We start from the raw sequence: 18,502 nt of genomic DNA on the forward strand, positions 1-18,502 counted from the left end.
GGGCAGCCCTGTGGGCGCCAGCGGAATGTGGGGTCACCGCGCGGTCCGCATCTGATGGTGTCGACGTCAATGGTATACGGGTGCATCATCGACGTCTTCAATACAGAAAATATCAGTGCGGAATGTTCCGGAGAGAAACCCCCGTCACGCCCCCGGATCCCCTGCGTTTACGGCCTTGAGGTCGGCGTGGGCGGAGAATGTGGTTGATGGGGATACGTGTCCCTTTCGCTGTTTCGCGGCTTTGCCGCGAAAAGCGCGTTACTTTGGGATGGGTGGGGAACGTGGTTGTTGCGGCAGCTGATCCCCGCCACAAATTACCCTCGGCATACTTGCGCGAGCGATTGCTCGTGCTACACTTGCAATTGCTGTTTCAGGGCGGGGTGGAATTCCCCACTGGCGGTAAATCGGGCGGTGCCAAAGGGGTGCCGCGGAGCAGGCGAGGCGTCTGCGACCGAGCCGATGAGTCCGCGACCCGTGTGTGCGTTGGTTCGCATGCCGGCTGAACTGGTGAGATCCCAGTACCAACGGTTAGAGTCCGGATGAAAGAGGCAGGTGATCTTATGTCTGAACAGTCGCAGCATATCCATTTTGAGAACACGAATAGGTGGAGCACCAAACAGCTCGTTACCATGGCGCTGATGTGTGCCTTGGGTGCCCTGTTTATGTACGTGCAGCTGCCTATCCTTCCTTCGGCGCCGTTTTTGACGTATGACCCGTCGCTGGTGCCGGCGATGGTGTGCGGGTTTGCGTATGGTCCTGGCGCCGGCACTGCTGTTGCCGCTATGGCAATCGTTATCCATGCGCTCACCACGGGTGACTGGGTCGGCGCGCTTATGAACCTGGTTGCCACGCTGGGCTACATTCTGCCCGCGGCTATCGTCTACCAGAAGATGCACACCTATAAGGGTGCCGTGATTGGTCTGGTGCTCGGCGTCATTGCCGCTACGGTGCTGTCCATGGTCGCGAACCTTACCATTGGCGTTTGGTTCTGGTATGGCTCGGTCGATGTGATCGCCCCGCTCATGATTCCTGCCGTGCTGCCGTTCAACCTTATCAAGACCGTGCTTAATTCGGTATTGACGCTTGCGGTGTACAAGGCGGTCTCCAACCTCATCACGCCTAAAAAGGACCAGGTCAAAGGCTGCGCATGATTGAGTGTCGGGGCGTTTCCTTTAGCTATGACGGTGCCGTACCGGCGCTCGACGGCGTCGATCTAAACATCGAGGACGGCGAGTTTTTCTGCATCCTCGGTGGTAATGGGTCGGGCAAGTCGACGTTTGCCAAGCATCTGAATGCGCTGTTGCAACCCGATGCGGGCACGGTACGTATCAACGGCATGGATACGTCCGACCCCGAGCTGGTCTACGACATTCGTTCGACCGCGGGCATGGTGTTCCAGAATCCCGACGACCAGCTGGTGGCAACGCTTGTCGAAGATGACGTTGCGTTCGGTCCCGAAAACCTTGGCGTGCCATCGGCGCAAATTGCGCAGCGCGTACGCGAGGCGCTGAAGGGCGTGGGCCTGGTGGGCTTTGAGCGCCACGAGACCCATGCGCTCTCGGGCGGACAAAAGCAGCGCGTGGCGCTTGCCGGCGTACTTGCCATGGAGCCGCGCGTGCTTATCTTGGACGAGGCCTCCTCGATGCTCGATCCGCGCGGACGCAAGGGCCTTATGAAGGCCTGTCATGCGCTTCACGATCGCGGCATGACTATCGTGATGATTACGCACTTTATGGAGGAGGCCGCCGAGGCCGATCGTGTCGCCGTGTTTCAGACGGGACGAGTTGCCATGCTGGGCACGCCCGAGGAGATTCTGACGCGGGCGAATGAACTCGCTCAGCTCAACCTTGACATGCCAGAGTCGTGCCGTTTGGGCATGGCGCTTCGTGCGAAGGGCGTGCCTGTTCATGCGCAGGTGCGCGAGGTGGATATGGTCGCTGAGATTGTGCAGGCTTATGCCGAGCGAAGTGGAGCAGGCATCGCGGGGCAGTCTTTCGTATCCCAGTTGGAAATCGCTGACGGCACTGTTCCGGTAGACAACGAGGGCAACGCGTCGGAGCCCGTCATCGAACTATCCCATGTTTCGTACAGTTATTCGCTCAGTCCGCGCGAGCGCCGCCGCTGGCATAAGCGCTCGGCCACTGCGGGCAAATCGAGCAAACAGGCTCTCTGGGGAAACGACCCCAGCAGCCCGTGGGCGCTGCGCGATGTATCGCTGACGGTGCGTCGCGGCGAGTTCCTGGGCTTGGCAGGTCATACCGGTTCGGGTAAGTCGACGCTGGTCCAGCATCTCAACGGTTTGATTCGCCCCCAGGAGGGATCCGTTCGCGCGCTGGAGCTCGATCTGTCAAACAAGAAAGACGCCGCTGCGGTTAAGGCCAAGGTCGGCGTGGTGTTTCAATATCCTGAGCGTCAGCTGTTTGCCGAAACCGTGGCGCAGGACGTGGCGTTTGGTCCGCATAACCTTGGCTTGCCGCAAGATGAAGTCGACCGTCGTGTCGAGTCATCGCTCTCACGCGTGGGCCTCGACCTTTCCACGGTCGGCGACAAGAGCCCCTTTGAGCTTTCGGGCGGTCAGCAACGGCGCGTGGCATTCGCCGGCGTGCTCGCCATGGAGCCCGAGGTCCTGGTGCTCGATGAGCCCATGGCGGGGCTCGATCCGGCTGCGCGCAAGGATTTCCTAGGGCTCATCGGTCGACTTCACCGCGATGGCCTGACCGTTGTCATGGTTTCGCATAGTATGGATGACCTGGCCAATTGCTGTGACCGCATCGTCGTAATGAACGAAGGCGCGGTGTTTGCCGAGGGAGCCCCCGTGCAGGTGTTTGCGCAAGCCGATGAGCTCAAGTCGATCGGCCTGGGCGTTCCCGCCGCCCAGCGTATGGCGCTGGCGCTTACGGAGGCGGGCGTGCCGCTGCGCTTTGACGGCCTCTATACGGTTGAGTCGCTGGCAGACGAGTTGATGGACCTGCTAATCGGTCGCTCGGGCGGTCCTTCTAACGTCGCGGACACTGCTAATTCCAAGACGGTCGCGCGAGAGGAGGGCTGCTAATGGAGGCGTTTTCGTTTGGCAGCTACTATCCCGGCGATAGTGCGATCCACCGCCTGGACCCGCGAACTAAGTTGCTCTTGGGCTTTGTGTTTCTGATCACGACGCTCACAGTCAGCAGCTTCCGCGGACTGGCCCCGGTCGCAATTTTCGTTGTGCTGATCTATGCCGTGTCTCAGGTGCCGGTTCGTCGCGTTCTGTCGTCGATGGCGCCGCTGCTGGCAATCGTCGTCGTGGTCGCGGTGCTCAACTTGTTTACCGACCAGAGCGGGCGCATTCTGTGGCAGCTCGGCTTTTTGCAGATAAGCGAGGGCTCGCTGCATTCCGCCGCCTTTATGGCGTGCCGCCTGACCTTGATGATGGCCGGTATGAGCGCTATCACGCTCACCACGCCGACGCTCGACCTCACCGCGGGCTTTGAGCGCCTGCTCGCACCGTTTGCGCGTGTGGGACTTCCTGCGCACGAGCTCGGCATGATCATGGGTATCGCGCTACGCTTTATGCCGCAGTTTGCCACTGAGATGAAACAGACGGCCGATGCACAGGCAAGCCGCGGCGCGCGCGTGACGGGAGGCCCGCTCGGCGGCGTGCGTATGCTCGGCAGTGTGGCGATTCCGCTGTTCACGGGCGTGTTCCGCCATGCCGAGACGCTGTCTGCCGCCATGGATGCCCGTTGCTATCATGGCGAGCAGGGCCGCACACGTCTGCATGCGCTTGCATTTCGCCGCGGGGATGCGCTGGCTGCGGTGGTGACAGCGCTGCTGCTCGCGTGTGTCATCGTCATCAATCTTCAACTTGTTTAGGCGCGATTCGAGCGCAAGAAAGGGGTCCCTATGACCGACAACGACCGCACGGCTCAGCTTGAGCGCGCCTGTTCATATCTCAGGCGCATTCCGGCGTGGTATCTGGCCACGACCGATGTGGCCGACGGGCATCAGCCTCGCGTGAGGCCGTTTTCGTTTGCCATGGTCGATGACGGTAAGTTGTGGTTTTGCACGTCGCGCGACAAGGATGTGTGGGCGGAGCTGAGTGCGAATCCCAAGTTTGAGCTCTCGGGCTGGAAGCCGGGGGAATGTTGGATCGTGTTGACCGGCGAAGCCGCACTTGAGGACGACGCAGTTGCGAGCGACAAGGTGCGTCAAGCGGGTTTTAAGCACATGGTGGGCATTGGCGAGGAACACGAGAGTGCCAACGACGGCCGCCTTGCTTTCTTTTCGGTCCGCAATATTGCCGCGCGCTTCTGTGATATCGACGGCAGCGAGGAGCGCCTGGAGCTCTAGCTCGCACAAACCAGGTTCCCAAACTAGCTAGTACAGGAGGAAACGTGGACGGATTGAATACGGTGTTGGAGTATCTGACGTCGGTGCCGGCGTGGTATCTGGCGACGAGCGTGGACGGACAGCCACATGTGCGTCCGTTCTCGTTTGCACAGATTCAGGACGGCAAACTGTGGTTCGTAACGGCGCGCACCAAAGATGTGTGGCAGGAGCTGCTGCAAAATCAGCGCTTTGAGGCCACGAGTTGGTGGCCGGGCCATGGCTGGCTCATCTTGCGCGGGCGTGCCGGCTTGGATGACCGGGCTTTAGACGAAATGCGCGAAGCCGGGTGGAAGCATCTAGAGCGCCTGGGCGAGCACTATGAGGGACCTAACGACCCCACGCTCGTCTTCTTTAGCGTCGAGGATCCCGAGGCTTTTATCTGCAATCACGACGAATGGGTGCCGGTCGAGCTCTAGCCAGCTGGCTCATCCTAACAACTTGGTTTTCGCATGGGCGGGCCCCGTATTGCCCGGCGCCGTTAGGAGCGCCGGTCAATACGGGGCCCGCTCCATTTGTCAATTCCTTCAAGCGAATGTGTCGGGAATGTTTCAATGCATGAATATGCAAGCCATTTACGTGTTCATGCATCTTTTGGTGCTAAAGTTTCAACCCACTTCATAACGACCGCTGCGAAATGCGCATCGGTGCATAAATCGCAGACAAGGAGTCTGATATGTCTTTGAAGGTTGGAATCGTCGGCGCGGCTGGATATGCCGGCGCCGAGCTCATTCGCCTCGTGCTCGGCCATCCCGAGTTTGAACTTGTTGCCATTACGTCCAACGCCGATGCCGGCCAGCCGCTGTCCGCGGTGTATCCGAGCTTTGCTGGCGCGAGCGATCTGGTTTTCACCACGCATGACGCGCCCGAGCTCAAGAGCTGCGATGCGGTTTTTCTTGCCGTGCCGCACACGGCTGCCATGGCACAGGTGCCCGCGCTCCTTGCCGCAGGCGTTTCCTGCTTCGATCTTTCGGCCGATTACCGCCTGAGCGATCCGGCCGTGTTTGAGGCATGGTATGCCGCCGAGCACACGAGCCCCGAGCTACTCAAGACACGTGCCTTCGGCCTGCCCGAGCTGTTCTGCCAGGACTTGGAGACCGCTGCTTCCAGCCACGCCGCCGGAAAGCCCGTTTTGGTCGCCTGCGCCGGCTGCTATCCCACCGCAACGAGCCTTGCTGCCGCTCCTGCCGTGCGTGCGGGCTGGGTGGCAGAGAACGGCCCCGTGATTGTCGATGCCATTAGCGGCGTGACGGGCGCCGGTAAGTCCTGCAACGCTCGTACGCATTTTTGCAGCGCCGATGAGAATTTGGAGGCCTACGGCGTGGGCAAGCATCGCCACACGCCCGAGATTGAGCAAATCCTTGGCCTGACCGATCGCGTCGTCTTTACCCCGCACCTGGCACCGCTCAAGCGTGGTCTGCTCTCCACGGTGACGCTGCCGCTTACGCCGCAGGCTATCGATACCTTGACCCTTGAGGACGTTGTCGACTATTACAAGCAGTTCTACGCTGGTCGCACTTTCGTGTGCGTACTCGACGCCGGCCAGCAGCCCAAGACGGCTTCGGTCGTCGGCACCAACGCCGCCCAGATCGGCCTCGCGCTCAACAAGCGCGCGGGCGTGCTGGTGGCGACGGGCGCCATCGACAATCTGTGCAAGGGCGCTGCGGGCCAAGCGGTCCAGTGCGCCAATATCGTCTTTGGCTTTGACGAGCGACGAGGCTTGCCCACAGTGGCGTGCCCGGTGTAGCACATTCGATTGTTAACGATTTGGTAGTCGGGCATCGAGTGGGGCGCCACTCTTAAGCTGGTCTCATGATTACGACTGGCATGGCGCACCAACCGATGTCCGTTTTTTGTTTGACATAAGGAGTCATAAAGACGATGAATACCGAGCTGTTTGATATCAAGATTCGCGCCGTCGAGGGTGGCGTTACGGCAGCGGCCGGCTTTAAGGCCGCAGGCATCCATGCGGGATTTCGGAAGAATCCCGAGCGTCTGGATTACGCGCTCGTTGTGCCCGATAAGCCCTGTCCCGGTGCCGGCGTGTTTACTACCAATCGCTTTTGCGCGGCGCCCGTGCAGGTGAGCCGTGCCAACCTGGGCGGTGCGGACAAGGGCTACGGTATCATCGCCGGCGTTTCGATCAACTCTGGCAATGCCAACGCCGCCACGGGTGAGACCGGCCTTGCATGCGCGCGTGAGACATGCAGCATCGCATCGCAGGTCATCGGCTGCGAGCCCCAGCAGATTCTGGTTGCCTCCACGGGTGTGATTGGCCAGATTCTGCCGATCGACACGTTTGAGACCGCCATTCCTGCTGCCTACGAGGCACTTTCCGCCCACGGTGGCGCCGATGCCGCTCGCGCCATCATGACGACCGACACGCACTCCAAGGAGTACGCCGTGTCCTACGTCAGCGAGGCTGCGGGACACACAGGCAATGCCTATACGGTGGGCGGTATGTGCAAGGGCTCGGGCATGATCATGCCCAACATGGCCACCATGATCGCGGTCATCACTACCGATGCCCCCGTCGAGCCGGCGGCGCTCCACGCCCTGTTGCTCTCCACCGTCAAGCAGACCTTTAACAAGGTAACGGTCGATTCCGACACCTCGACCAACGACACCTGCATCATGCTTGCCTCCGGCGCCGCTGCCGCAGATGCCGAGCCTATCGTCGAGGGCTCCGATGCCTTCGACGAGTTGGCATTTGCCGTGCACGAGGTGTGCGAGAGCCTGGCGCGCAATATCGCCGCCGATGGTGAGGGCGCATCCAAGCTTGTTACGGTCAACGTTACCGGCGCCGTGAACGACGAGGAGGCCGATATCGCCGCCCGTGCCGTTGCCAACTCGCCGCTCGTTAAGACCTGCATCGCCGGCCACGACTGCAACTGGGGCCGTGTTGCCATGGCGCTTGGCAAGTGCGGCGTGAAGTTTAATCAGGAAGACGTTTCCATCGACATGATGGGCATGCCTGTCTGTCGCGGCGGTCTGACTGTTCCCTTTGATGAGGACGAGGTTCTACGACGTTTCGAGGCGCCCGAGATCGTGATCTCGGCCGACCTGGGCGCAGGCGACGCGGCAACGACCGTGTGGACCTGCGACCTCACGCATGAGTACATCTCCATCAACGGCGACTACCGTTCCTAGATTCCGGGCACGCTGCGCATCTTGCCGCGATTGCGGACAGCGGAGCACGGCGCGATAACGATACGAAAGACGAGGCAGATTATGAAATTCGCACGCGATTGTCGTTCGAGCGAATCCAACGAAGCAACCGCGCAGCTGCTGTTCGAAGCGCTGCCGTGGATTAAGAACCTGACCGGCAAGACGGTTGTTATCAAATATGGCGGAGCCGCCATGGTTGATGAGCAGCTGCGCCGCGACGTGATGAGCGATATCGTTTTGCTCAAGATCATCGGTATGCGCCCCGTCATCGTGCATGGCGGCGGCAAGGCTATCAACGAGGCGCTGAGCCATTACGATATTCCCGTCGAGTTTAAGAACGGCCAGCGCGTGACCACGCCGGCGACTATGGATATCGTGCGCGAGGTGCTGGGCGGCAAGGTTAACCAGGAGCTGGTTGCTGCCATCAACCACCACGGCAACCTGGCCGTGGGCGTGTCGGGCAGCGATGCCGGCACGCTCATCGCCGAGCCGCTCGACCCCGAGCTCGGTCGCGTGGGCAAAGTGACGCACGTCAACACCGACTATATCGAGCGCTTACTCGATAGCGAGTACATCCCCGTCATCGCTACCGTCGCGGCGGGGGAGGACGGCGGTTTCTTCAACATCAACGCCGATACCGCCGCCGGTGCCGTTGCCGCGGCGCTCCACGCGCATAAGGCAATCTTTTTGACCGACGTCGATGGCCTGTACAAGGACTTTAGCGACAAGGACTCGCTTATCTCCAACCTAACGCTCGACGAGGTCAACGAAATGCTCTACGGCGGCGAGGTCGATAAGGGCATGATTCCCAAGCTGCGTGCGGCCGTCGATGCGCTTACCGGCGGCGTATTTCGTGCCCACATCATTAACGGTACCACGCCGCATTCGCTGCTCCTGGAGCTGCTGACCGATGCCGGCGTCGGCACCGTGATCCATTCCACCGAGACGGCTTACGAGTTCGATACGCATCCGCATCCGCTTTCGACGTTTGCTGCGCGTCTGACCGAGAACCTTGACGAGGTCGAGAAGCTTCAGACGGTCTAGCTGACCCGCAGCCGCCCCATTCCTGCACCCATAGCCCCGCGCCGTCTGGCGCCCAACGAAAGGCATCCCATGTCACTTGCAGCTCAGCAATCGCTTGAATCCCATTACGTTATGCATACCTTTGGCCGCTCTCCGGTCGAGTTTGTCGAGGGTCACGGCATGAAGCTCACCGGCGACGATGGCCGTGAGTACCTCGACTTTCTTGCCGGCATCGGCGTGTGCAGCCTAGGTCATGGCGACCCGGCTGTGCTCTCGGCGCTCGAGGCACAGACCAAAAAGCTCATGCATGTCTCCAATTACTTCTACATCGAGCAGCGCGGACAGGTCGCGGCGCTGCTGTCCAAGCTTGCTAACGACGACGTAGATGGTGCGCGCGTGCTTGTCGATGCCGTTGTCGCCGGCGATGAGACCACGGCAGCTGCTCTTGGTGCCCCGGCTGCGGATGAGCAGGTTTGGGAGACCTTCTTTGCCAACTCTGGCGCCGAGGCCAACGAGGGCTCGATGAAGCTCGCGCGCCTGTACGCCAAGCGTGCCGGTAATGGCGGCAACACCATCGTGTGCATGCGCGGCGGGTTCCACGGCCGTACGCTCGAGACCATTGCCGCCACCATGCAGGATTGGCTGCAGGACAGCTTCCGCCCACTGCCGGGTGGCTTTGTGGCCTGCACGCCCAACGATGTCGATGAACTGCGTGCGATCTTTAAGCAGCTGGGCAGTGAAATTTGCGCCGTGATGCTCGAGCCGATCCAAGGTGAGAGTGGCGTGCACCCCATGACCGAGGAGTTTATGGCGGCGGCGCGCGACCTGGCACACGAAGTGGGCGCCGTGCTTATCGCCGACGAGGTCCAGTGCGGCATCTTCCGCTCCGGCAAGCCGTTTGCATTCCAAACCTATGGCGTGGAGCCTGACATCATGAGCCTTGCCAAGGGCATTGCCGACGGCGTGCCCATGGGTGCCGTGGTGGCAAAGAAGGAAATCGCCGACGTCTTTAAGCCCGGCGATCATGGTTCGACCTTTGGCGGTAGCTGCCTGGCCATCACGGCGTGTGCCGCGACGCTCTCCGCGCTCGTGCGCGGCGATTATGCCGACCATGCTGCCAAGGTAGGCGCCTATATGGAGGCAAAGCTCGCTAAGCTGCCGCACGTGACCGAGGTGCGTGGCCGCGGCTTGATGCTCGGCTGTGATTTGGATGATGCTGCGGGCGATGCGCATGATATTGTTGCCCGCGCGCTGGCCGCCGGTGCCGTGATTAACGCTACGGGTGCCCATACGCTGCGTTTCCTGCCGCCGCTCGTCTGCGAGGAAGCCGACGTGGACAGTCTGATCGAGATCCTGTCGGGTGTCTTGGTCTAACGCGGCGCAATAACTCAATTTGGACCGGGTTCTGGACTGCGGGCGTGCCCTATGTGGCATGATTCAGCGGTCTGGAGCCCGTTTTGCCTTAGATTTGCTAAGGCAGGGAGACCTGCTGGTCAAAAAACATCAAATATGAGTACTGTTACCAGTTGAATCTCATATGAAACCGACTATCTAGGATTAGTTAGACCACACATGTTCAGTTATGTTAATGGGAAAACAGCTAGCAAAGGCTTCAAATCGCTGATTCAGGGCTAGATTTACCCAGTGAAACCCAAAAATCGCTGCTACAAAATTAGTAACAGTACTCATTTTTGCCATTTTTTGGCCACAGCCTTTGTGACAGACGTGCTGGCGGGTTCGAATCCCTCTGCGATGGGCCCGAAAAAGGAAAGGCCTCCATCGCTGGAGGCCTAACAATTCAGTGGTTGGCGATGAGGGATGTCCGTGTGCGGCTGGCGCCGCCCGCGCCCCGCTTCGTCGCTTCGCTCCTCGCGTGCTGCGCTGGAAAACGCTTCGCGTTTCCTCAGCTCCGCACCCTGTCGGGTTCGAATCCCATGCGCTGGGCCCAAACAAAAAACGGTCCCCTTGCGAGGACCGTTTCCAATTCAGTGGTGGGCGATGAGGGATTCGAACCCCCAGCCTTGTGCGTGTAAAGCACCTGCGCTAACCGTTGCGCCAATCGCCCGTGCGGAGAGAGTATAGCAAAACAATCGCCTCATTCACCTCATATCCATTAAAGGTAACTCGCGCGTGTCACAGCGGAGCTGATTCAGTTGAGATTGCCTGAACATTCCGCCCCTCTTTACGCCCTCGGGTATACTCAAAAGCTACTGATTCGATTTGATGCCCAGCAACAGCAGAGGGGATAGTATATGTGCGGTTTTGTCGGTTTTGTCGGTGGGACGGATAACCAATCCGAGGTGCTCACCAAGATGATGGACCGCATCGTCCATCGCGGTCCCGACATGGGCGGTCAGTTTATCGACGGCCGCGTTGCCCTCGGCTTCCGCCGCCTGTCGATCCTCGACCTGACCGAGGCTGGCGCCCAACCCATGGCCAACGAGGACGGTAGCGTCGTCATTGTCTTCAACGGCGAGATCTACAACTTCCAAGAACTCCGTTCCGAGCTCGAGGCCAAGGGCTACAAGTTCCACTGCGGCGCCGACACCGAGAGCCTCCTGCACGGCTACGAGGAGTGGGGCGAGGCCGTCCTCGATCGCCTGCGCGGTATGTACGCCTTCGTCATCTGGGACAAAAAGAAGAACAAGCTTTTTGGCGCCCGCGACATCTTTGGCATCAAGCCGCTCTACTACTATCCCATGGCCGATGCGGGCGACGGCGCTCCGGGCGTGCTCTTTGGTTCCGAGATCAAGAGCTTCCTGGACTACCCGCACTTCCACAAGGCGGTCAACAAAAAGGCCCTGCGTCCGTACATGACGCTGCAGTATTCGGCAACCGAGGAGACCTTCTTCGAGGGTGTCTACAAGCTGCCGCCGGCGCACTACTTTACCGTCGATATCCCGACCGGCAAGATGAACATCGAGCGCTACTGGGATTGCGATTACTCTGCCGTCGAGAAGCCGTTCGAAGAGTATGTCGATGAGCTGGACAAGGTCGTGCACGAGAGTGTCGAGGCCCATCGTATCGCCGACGTCAAGGTCGCGTCGTTCCTCTCCGGTGGCGTCGACTCCAGCTACATCGCCGCTTGCCTCATGCCCGACAAGACCTTCTCGGTGGGCTTTGACTACAAGAACTTTAACGAGACCAACTACGCCAAGGAGCTTTCCGATAAGCTCGGCGTCGAAAACGTTCGCAAGATGATTACCGCCGACGAGTTCTTCGGTGCGCTCGAGGACATCCAGTATCACATGGACGAGCCGCAGTCCAACCTGTCTTCCGTGCCGCTGTGGTTCTTGGCCGAGATGGCCCGCAAGGACGTCACCGTGGTGCTTTCGGGCGAAGGCGCCGACGAACTCTTTGGCGGCTACGCCTACTACGAGGATACGGTCCCGGTGCGCAAGTACAAAAAGATGGTGCCGCTGCCCGTCCGTCGCGCGCTCGGTAACCTGGCGCTGCATATGCCGTACTTCAAGGGACATAACTTCCTGGTCAAGGGTGCCGAGATCCCCGAGAAGTCGTTCCTGGGACAGGCTCTGGTATGGCCGGAGCGCGAGGTCGACGGCGTGCTCAAGCCCGAGTACAACACCGGCGACGGCGCCTTCGAGCTCGCTGCACCCATCTACGCACGCGTGAAGGATCAGCCCGAGCTGGTCAAGAAGCAGTACCTGGACATGAACATGTGGCTCCCGGGCGACATTCTGCTCAAGGCCGACAAGATGTGCATGGCGCACTCGCTGGAGCTGCGCGTGCCCTTCCTGGACCGCAAAGTCATGGAGTTCGCCGAGCACATTCCCGACCGCTACCGCATCAACGAGAACGGCAACAAACAGGTACTCCGCCACGCTGCCAACAAGTCGCTGCCCGATGAGTGGGCCACCCGTCCCAAGGTGGGCTTCCCGGTGCCGATTGTCTACTGGCTGCGCGAGCAAAAGTGGTACGACTATGTCAAGGAGTACTTCACCGCGCCGTGGGCAAGCGAGTTCTTCAATACCGACGAGCTCATGCACCTGCTCGATCTGCACTTTGCGGGCAAGGGCGATTTCCAGCGCAAGATCTATACGCCGCTCGTGTTCCTAGTGTGGTACAAGCGCTTCTTTATCGACGAGGGCCAGCCTTCTGTTCAGGCTGCCTAGTCTCGGCTTACGAATGCCTGCGCGTAACGGCTCCTCCGGGAGCCGTTTTTGCGCGAGCACGTTTCAGTTACTATGAAAACCGTCCCTGCCAAATGGCTGAGAAAGGTGAAAGATGCACCATTCGGATTCCGCGACCGTGACCACGGTCGATACGCTTGCCAAGCTTCTCGATGTGTGCGGCGAGCTGCGCGCATCAGAGCAGGTTGACGAGCGTGCCGTGACCGGTTGCTCGTTTGATTCGCGCGCGGTCTCGGCAGGTGACGTGTTCTTCTGTAAAGGTGCTGCCTTTAAGCCCGCGTTTTTGAGCATGGCGTTCGATGCGGGCGCCGTCGCATTTGTGTGCGAGGAGTCACTGGTCGAGTCTCTGGAGCCGCTGGCGCAGGAGAGCGGTGCTGCGATGCTGGTTGTTGATAGTGTTCGCACGGCCATGGCCCTGCTGCCGCCGGAGGTCTACGACCGTCCCGACCACGACGTCAAGATCGTGGGCATCACCGGCACCAAGGGAAAGACCACGGCCGCTTTTATGCTCCAGTCGATTATCAAAGCGGCGGGCGAGTCCTGCGGCATGATCGGCTCGGTGAGTACCGACGATGGCATCGAGTGCTACGAGAGCACCAATACTACGCCCGAGGCCCCCGAGATCTGGCGCCATATCGCCAACTGTCGCACGTCCGGTCGCCAGTCCATGGTCATGGAGGTCTCGAGCCAGGCGCTCAAGTACCAACGCGTCGAGAATCTGCCGTTTGACGTGGCGTGCTTCCTCAACATCGGTCGCGACCACATCTCGCCGATCGAACACCCCACGTTTGAGGATTATTTTGAGAGCAAACTCAGGATCTTTGACCAGGCAAAGACCGCCGTGGTGAATCTGGGCACCGAAGAGGTCGACCGTGTGCTGGAGGCAGCGTCGACGGCCGATCGCTTGGTGACCGTTGGGGTCGAGCATCCCGAGGCAAGCCTGTGGGCGAGCGACGTACGCATGGTCGGCTTTAGCATCGAGTTCAACTTGCATGGCCTGTGTGCCGACGAGTCCGAGGCGGGGGAGAAGGTCCTGCTGGGTATCGCGGGAGACTTTAACGTGGAAAACGCGCTGGTCGCTATCGCCGCTGCGCGCGAGATCGGCATCGGTACCGATGCCATCAAGAAGGGCCTCTCCAAACTGCGTGTGCCGGGCCGTATGGAGGTCGTGGAGTCGAAGGACGGTCGCGTGATCTGCGTCGTCGACTATGCGCACAACCAGCTTTCGTTCCGTTCGCTTTTCTCGTCGGTCAAGCGCGCGTTTCCCGCCAGCCCGGTCATCGCAGTGTTTGGCGCTGCCGGCGGCAAGGCGCAGGAGCGCCGCGAGCAGCTTCCGCGCGAGGCCGCACCATATTCCGACCTGATGATCTTTGCCAACGAGGACCCGGCTCACGAGGACCCGATGAAGGTCTGTCGCGAGCTTGCTGAACATGTTCCCGACGATACGCCGAACAAGATCATCCTCGATCGCGAAGCCGCTGTGCATGCGGCGTTCAAGGCGGCGCGCGAGGAGTACGTCAACCCCGATGCTCCCACCATTGTCTTGCTGCTGGCAAAGGGTGACGAGGAGCTCATGCACGTGGGTGACGAGTTCGTGCCCATCGAGAGCGACCTTTCGTTGGCCAATCGCCTAATCGATGTTACCCAGTTTGACTAATGAACCATGATGGCGGCGGCGCCCTGAGTGCGCTGTCGCCATAAGCGTGTTCCCTCAATCAAAACATGCCGTCCAAGTCCAAACCCTTCTACGTAAACGGAGTAACCATGTCCCACAATACCCTGCCGACCGTCGCTGAGCTTTCGGGCGAGATGCGCGAGCGCTTGGCCAAGGTCAAGTACGTCTTTACCGACCTGGATGCCACGATGCTCGCACCCGGCTCGTGCGTGCTACGCGACAACGACGGCAACCCCTCGACCAAACTCGTCGAGGCCGTCGTGGCGCTCGCTCGCGCTGGTATTCAGGTGGTTCCCACCTCGGGCCGCAACCGTACCATGATCCACGAGGACGCGCGCGTGCTCGGTCTCAACTCCTACATCGGCGAGATGGGCGGCCTGGTCATGTACGACCTCAAAGCCAACGATTGGGAGTATCTGACCGGCGACATGCCCTACGACTCCTCTTGCGGCCTCACGCCGCACCAGGTGATCGAGCAGACCGGCGTGTGCGAGAAGATCCTCGCCCGCTGGCCGCACAAGATCGAGTATCACAACGACATGTCGACCGGCTACAAATACCGCGAGGTCACCGTCGGCATGCGCGGCGATGTGCCCGACGATGAGGTTCAGGCCATCCTGGACGAGGCCGGCTGCGGTCTGATCTGGGCTTGCAACGGCCATCTGACTCACCTGTCCAAGCCGACGACGCTCGAGCTCGATCGCGTCGAGGACGGTCGCGCATTCAACATCAACCCCGCGGGTCTCAACAAGGGCGTTGCCATCGCGCGCTTCTGCGAGCACCTGGGGATCGAGCGCGAGGAGACGCTCGCGCTCGGCGATTCCGAGTCCGACTTCTACATGGCCGATCACGTGGGCACGTTCTGCCTGGTCGAGAATGGCCTGACGAGCGCCGGCGCGCCTGAGTTCCTGGCTGCTTGCGAGAACGCTTTCGTTACGCGTGGCAAAATTATCGACGGTTGGGCGGCGACGGCAGAGCTGCTGGTCGCGGCGCGTTCGTAGCGCGCCGCCGCCGCACGTGGACATGTCTTTTCGAGAGAGACTGGTGAGGTAATGTCCGATATCGAGAATCCGGCAGGCGACACGCGCCCGATTGGCGTGTTCGATTCTGGTTTGGGCGGTCTGACGGTTGCGCGCGCCATCGCGACGGCGCTGCCGCACGAGTCCGTCTACTACTTTGGCGACACCAAGCGCTGCCCCTACGGCACCCGCACCGAGGATGAGGTGCGCTCGTTTGCGTTGCAGGCGGGTCGTTGGCTTTCGAAGCACGACGTCAAGATTATGGTCATCGCCTGCAACACGGCGACCGCTGCGGCCTTGCGTCTGGCCCAGCAGGTGCTCGACGTTCCCGTGATCGGTGTGATCGCGCCGGGTGCCCGTGCGGCAATCAACAGCACGCGTACGCGTCGCGTGGGCGTGCTCGCCACCAACCTCACTATTCGCTCGGGCGCCTACACGCGCGCCATTCAGGACCTGGATGCCGGCGTCGATGTATACGGCTGTCCTGCCTCGAGCTTTGTCGAGGTTGTCGAACACGAGCTCGCCTCGGGTGCACATCTGCAGGAACAGTGGCTTGAGAACGAGGACATCTTCGATACGCCTGCCGTGCGTGCGCTGGTGGGTGCCACGGTTGAGCCGCTGCGCGACCACGGTATCGATACCGTGGTGCTCGGCTGTACGCATTTCCCGCTGTTGGTGGGACCTATCCGCCATGCGCTGGGGCCTGGGGTGCGCGTCGTGAGTTCCGCCGAGGAGACCACGCGCGAGCTGACCGATATCCTCACGCGCCGCGAGCAGCTGGCGGGCGACGCCGCCGAGCCGCAGCATCGTTTTGCCACGACGGCCGATAACATTGCCGAGTTTGCGGTGGCGGGCAGCTTTATCTTTGGTCAGCCGCTCAAGAGCATCGAACATATCGATATCGATGAGCTGAAATAGATGTAAGGCAGCCGCCAAAGCCTTCGCCATATATTTTGCCGAAAGGATATTTCTATGGAGTACATGCAGGTCAACCGCGCTAACGGTCGCGCCGCCAACGAGTTGCGCCCCGTTAAGCTCACCCGTGGCGTCATGAAGCACGCCCACGGCTCGTGTTTGGCCGAGTTCGGTGACACGCGCGTGCTGTGCGCCGCCACTATCGAGGAGGGCGTGCCGGGCTGGCGAAAGGGAGCTAAGGCCGGCTGGGTGACCGCGGAATACGCCATGCTGCCGGCGTCGACCGGCAAGCGCTGCAAGCGCGAGCACGCCAACCGCAAGGGCCGCTCTATGGAGATCGAGCGCCTCATTGGCCGCAGCCTGCGTACCGTCGTCAACATGAAGGCGCTCGGCGAGTACACCGTCACCGTTGACTGCGATGTGATTCAGGCCGATGGCGGCACGCGTACAGCGAGCATCACCGGCGCCTGGGTGGCGCTGCGCGACGCCCTCGCCATGTGGGTCGAGGCGGGCAAGATCGAGCGCATCCCGCTTATCGGCCAGGTGGCTGCCATCTCCATGGGCGTTGTCGACGGCAATACGCTGCTTGACCTCGATTATTCCGAGGACAGCCATGCCGAGGTCGACATGAACCTCGTCGCCACCGACACCGGCGAGATGATCGAGCTCCAGGGCACCGGCGAGCAGGCGCCCTTTGACCGCAAACGCCTCAACGCCCTGCTCGACCTGGGCGACAAGGGTATCGCCGAGCTCATCGAGCTTCAGCGCCAAGCCATCGCCTAACCTGCCAAAAAGGGACAGGTTTATTTTGGTAGGTTTTACCTGTGGAGACGTCTGGACACAAGACTGCCGTTGATTGAGAGGGGAGAGGCGGAGTCCCTCGTCGCCCTCGGCTCGGCATTGCTTTAGAGACAAGGAGGCCAGTCATGGCACTTGAGAAGATTGACATCGACACCCTCGACCCGGCGGCGACCATCGTCGTGGCAACGGGCAACGCCCATAAGCTCACCGAGATCGAGGCCATTTTGGGCAAGGTCATGCCCGAGGTGCGCTTTGTGGCGCTCGGCCAGCTGGGTGATTTTGAGGATCCCGAGGAAAACGGCACGACGTTTTTGGAGAACGCCATCATCAAGGCCCAAGCCGCGGTTGAGGAGACGGGCCTTATGGCCATTGCCGACGATTCGGGCTTGGTCGTCGACGCGCTGGACGGTGAGCCCGGTGTGTATAGCGCGCGCTATGCGGGCGTGCACGGCGACGATGCCGCCAACAACGCCAAGCTTCTCGTTAACCTGGAAGGCGTGGCAGATGAGGACCGCACCGCGCGCTTTATGAGCGTCGTCGCGCTCATCGACACGGATGGTCTGGTTACCTATGGCGAGGGCGCCTGCGAGGGCGTTATCGCGCACGAGGGCCGCGGCGATCACGGCTTTGGCTACGACCCGCTGTTCCTGCCGGTCGACACGCCGGGCAAGACCATGGCCGAGCTGACGGCTGACGAGAAGAACGCCATCAGCCATCGTTTCCACGCGCTCGAGCATCTGTCCGCCAAGCTGACGGGCGAGGAGTAGACCGTGCGTGCGGTGGTGCAGCGCGTGCTCAACGCCGGCGTGACGGTCGACGGCGAGTGCGTGGGCCGCATTGGACGCGGCTACCTGGTGCTGCTGGGTGTGGGCCATGGCGATACGCGTGCCGAGGCCGACAAGCTGTGGGGCAAGCTCCGCGGGCTGCGCATCAACGAGGACGAGAACGGCAAGACCAACTTGGCGCTTGCCGATGTCGACGGCGAGGTGCTCGTGGTGTCGCAGTTCACGCTGTTCGCCGACTGCCGCCACGGTCGCCGTCCGTCGTTTACGGATGCCGGCGCACCCGATGTTGCCAACGAGCTCTACGAGTACTTCCTGACGCTCGTTCGCCAAGATGTCGAACACGTGGCGCACGGCATTTTTGGCGCCGATATGAAAGTCGACTTGGTCAACGACGGTCCATTCACCATCGTCTTGGACACCGACAACCTTTAGGTTACGCGGTTTTACCAAACCGCGTAACAACTGGTCATACGAGATTGTCGTCTGGTACGTATTTGGGACCGGGCTTATTTAGCTACTTGCGTATGGCCACAACAGGGTGCTATAGTATTAGAGTTTTGTCTATCTTAGGGGTATTATCCCCTTTTTGAATTGCACCTT

At 60.8% G+C, this 18,502-nt stretch carries 16 protein-coding genes, 1 tRNA gene and 1 riboswitch; of the genes, 16 read left to right on the plus strand and 1 reads right to left on the minus strand.

The genetic code is table 11. The annotated features are described in order from the left end of the window. Positions 1-362: 362 nt before the first annotated feature. Positions 363-555: riboswitch (FMN riboswitch) on the plus strand. A 5-nt stretch (positions 556-560) separates the two neighbouring features. The 9 genes from AAAX77_RS08210 (at position 561) to AAAX77_RS08250 (ending at position 9,930) form a co-directional block, all read left to right on the plus strand. Beyond that, complete coding sequence (locus AAAX77_RS08210; protein WP_349105772.1) at positions 561-1,151, plus strand: ECF transporter S component; 591 nt, start codon at positions 561-563, stop codon at positions 1,149-1,151. After that, a complete protein-coding gene (locus AAAX77_RS08215) occupies positions 1,148-3,052 on the plus strand; it encodes an energy-coupling factor transporter ATPase (RefSeq protein ID WP_349105773.1) in 1,905 nt (634 codons plus the stop codon). Before AAAX77_RS08210 ends, AAAX77_RS08215 begins: the two co-directional genes overlap by 4 nt. Further along, a complete protein-coding gene (locus tag AAAX77_RS08220) occupies positions 3,052-3,852 on the plus strand; it encodes an energy-coupling factor transporter transmembrane component T (RefSeq protein WP_349105776.1) in 801 nt (266 codons plus the stop codon). Before AAAX77_RS08215 ends, AAAX77_RS08220 begins: the two co-directional genes overlap by 1 nt. 30 nt (positions 3,853-3,882) lie before the next feature. Beyond that, positions 3,883-4,329, plus strand: coding sequence for a pyridoxamine 5'-phosphate oxidase family protein (locus tag AAAX77_RS08225; RefSeq protein ID WP_117648255.1), 447 nt, complete (start codon positions 3,883-3,885; stop codon positions 4,327-4,329). A gap of 44 nt (positions 4,330-4,373) precedes the next feature. Next, a complete protein-coding gene (locus AAAX77_RS08230; RefSeq protein WP_099432117.1) occupies positions 4,374-4,784 on the plus strand; it encodes a pyridoxamine 5'-phosphate oxidase family protein in 411 nt (136 codons plus the stop codon). A gap of 257 nt (positions 4,785-5,041) precedes the next feature. Then, the gene (argC, locus tag AAAX77_RS08235) at positions 5,042-6,112 is read left to right on the plus strand and encodes an N-acetyl-gamma-glutamyl-phosphate reductase (RefSeq protein WP_349105778.1); all 1,071 of its coding nucleotides are present in this window, start codon (positions 5,042-5,044) and stop codon (positions 6,110-6,112) included. Between the two features lie 134 nt (positions 6,113-6,246). Beyond that, positions 6,247-7,515 (plus strand): bifunctional glutamate N-acetyltransferase/amino-acid acetyltransferase ArgJ, encoded by a 1,269-nt coding sequence (argJ, locus tag AAAX77_RS08240; RefSeq protein WP_349105779.1) that lies wholly within the window; start codon positions 6,247-6,249, stop codon positions 7,513-7,515. Positions 7,516-7,596: 81 nt separating this feature from the next. Then, a complete protein-coding gene (gene argB, locus AAAX77_RS08245) occupies positions 7,597-8,577 on the plus strand; it encodes an acetylglutamate kinase (RefSeq protein ID WP_055252306.1) in 981 nt (326 codons plus the stop codon). Positions 8,578-8,646: 69 nt separating this feature from the next. After that, complete coding sequence (locus tag AAAX77_RS08250) at positions 8,647-9,930, plus strand: aminotransferase class III-fold pyridoxal phosphate-dependent enzyme (RefSeq protein ID WP_349105781.1); 1,284 nt, start codon at positions 8,647-8,649, stop codon at positions 9,928-9,930. 615 nt (positions 9,931-10,545) lie between these two features. On the opposite strand, the gene AAAX77_RS08255 is transcribed toward AAAX77_RS08250, so the two are convergent. After that, a tRNA-Val gene (locus AAAX77_RS08255) sits at positions 10,546-10,621 on the minus strand. A 187-nt stretch (positions 10,622-10,808) separates the two neighbouring features. Here AAAX77_RS08255 and asnB point away from each other — a divergent pair. The 7 genes from asnB to dtd all read left to right on the plus strand — a co-directional run bounded on the left by asnB (position 10,809) and on the right by dtd (position 18,334). After that, entirely contained in the window at positions 10,809-12,689 is a 1,881-nt protein-coding gene (gene asnB / locus AAAX77_RS08260; RefSeq protein ID WP_349105783.1) for an asparagine synthase (glutamine-hydrolyzing), read from the plus strand. A 112-nt stretch (positions 12,690-12,801) separates the two neighbouring features. Continuing rightward, positions 12,802-14,364: a UDP-N-acetylmuramoyl-L-alanyl-D-glutamate--2,6-diaminopimelate ligase gene (locus AAAX77_RS08265; protein ID WP_349105784.1), complete on the plus strand. Its 1,563-nt coding sequence runs from the start codon at positions 12,802-12,804 to the stop codon at positions 14,362-14,364. Positions 14,365-14,471: 107 nt separating this feature from the next. After that, positions 14,472-15,383, plus strand: coding sequence for an HAD-IIB family hydrolase (locus AAAX77_RS08270; RefSeq protein WP_195569163.1), 912 nt, complete (start codon positions 14,472-14,474; stop codon positions 15,381-15,383). Positions 15,384-15,434: 51 nt separating this feature from the next. Then, positions 15,435-16,319 carry a glutamate racemase gene (gene murI, locus AAAX77_RS08275; protein ID WP_035137557.1) on the plus strand — a complete coding sequence of 295 codons (885 nt, stop codon included), beginning with the start codon at positions 15,435-15,437 and terminating at the stop codon, positions 16,317-16,319. Positions 16,320-16,373: 54 nt separating this feature from the next. Then, entirely contained in the window at positions 16,374-17,099 is a 726-nt protein-coding gene (rph, locus tag AAAX77_RS08280) for a ribonuclease PH (RefSeq protein WP_349105785.1), read from the plus strand. Positions 17,100-17,242: 143 nt separating this feature from the next. Next, the gene (gene rdgB / locus AAAX77_RS08285) at positions 17,243-17,884 is read left to right on the plus strand and encodes an RdgB/HAM1 family non-canonical purine NTP pyrophosphatase (RefSeq protein WP_022094898.1); all 642 of its coding nucleotides are present in this window, start codon (positions 17,243-17,245) and stop codon (positions 17,882-17,884) included. Positions 17,885-17,887: 3 nt separating this feature from the next. Continuing rightward, on the plus strand, positions 17,888-18,334 hold the full coding sequence (dtd, locus tag AAAX77_RS08290; protein WP_055286755.1) for a D-aminoacyl-tRNA deacylase: 447 nt from the start codon (positions 17,888-17,890) through the stop codon (positions 18,332-18,334). Positions 18,335-18,502: the final 168 nt, after the last annotated feature.

Origin of the sequence: Collinsella sp. CLA-ER-H6, from assembly GCF_040092305.1 — a bacterium.
Lineage (GTDB): Bacteria > Actinomycetota > Coriobacteriia > Coriobacteriales > Coriobacteriaceae > Collinsella.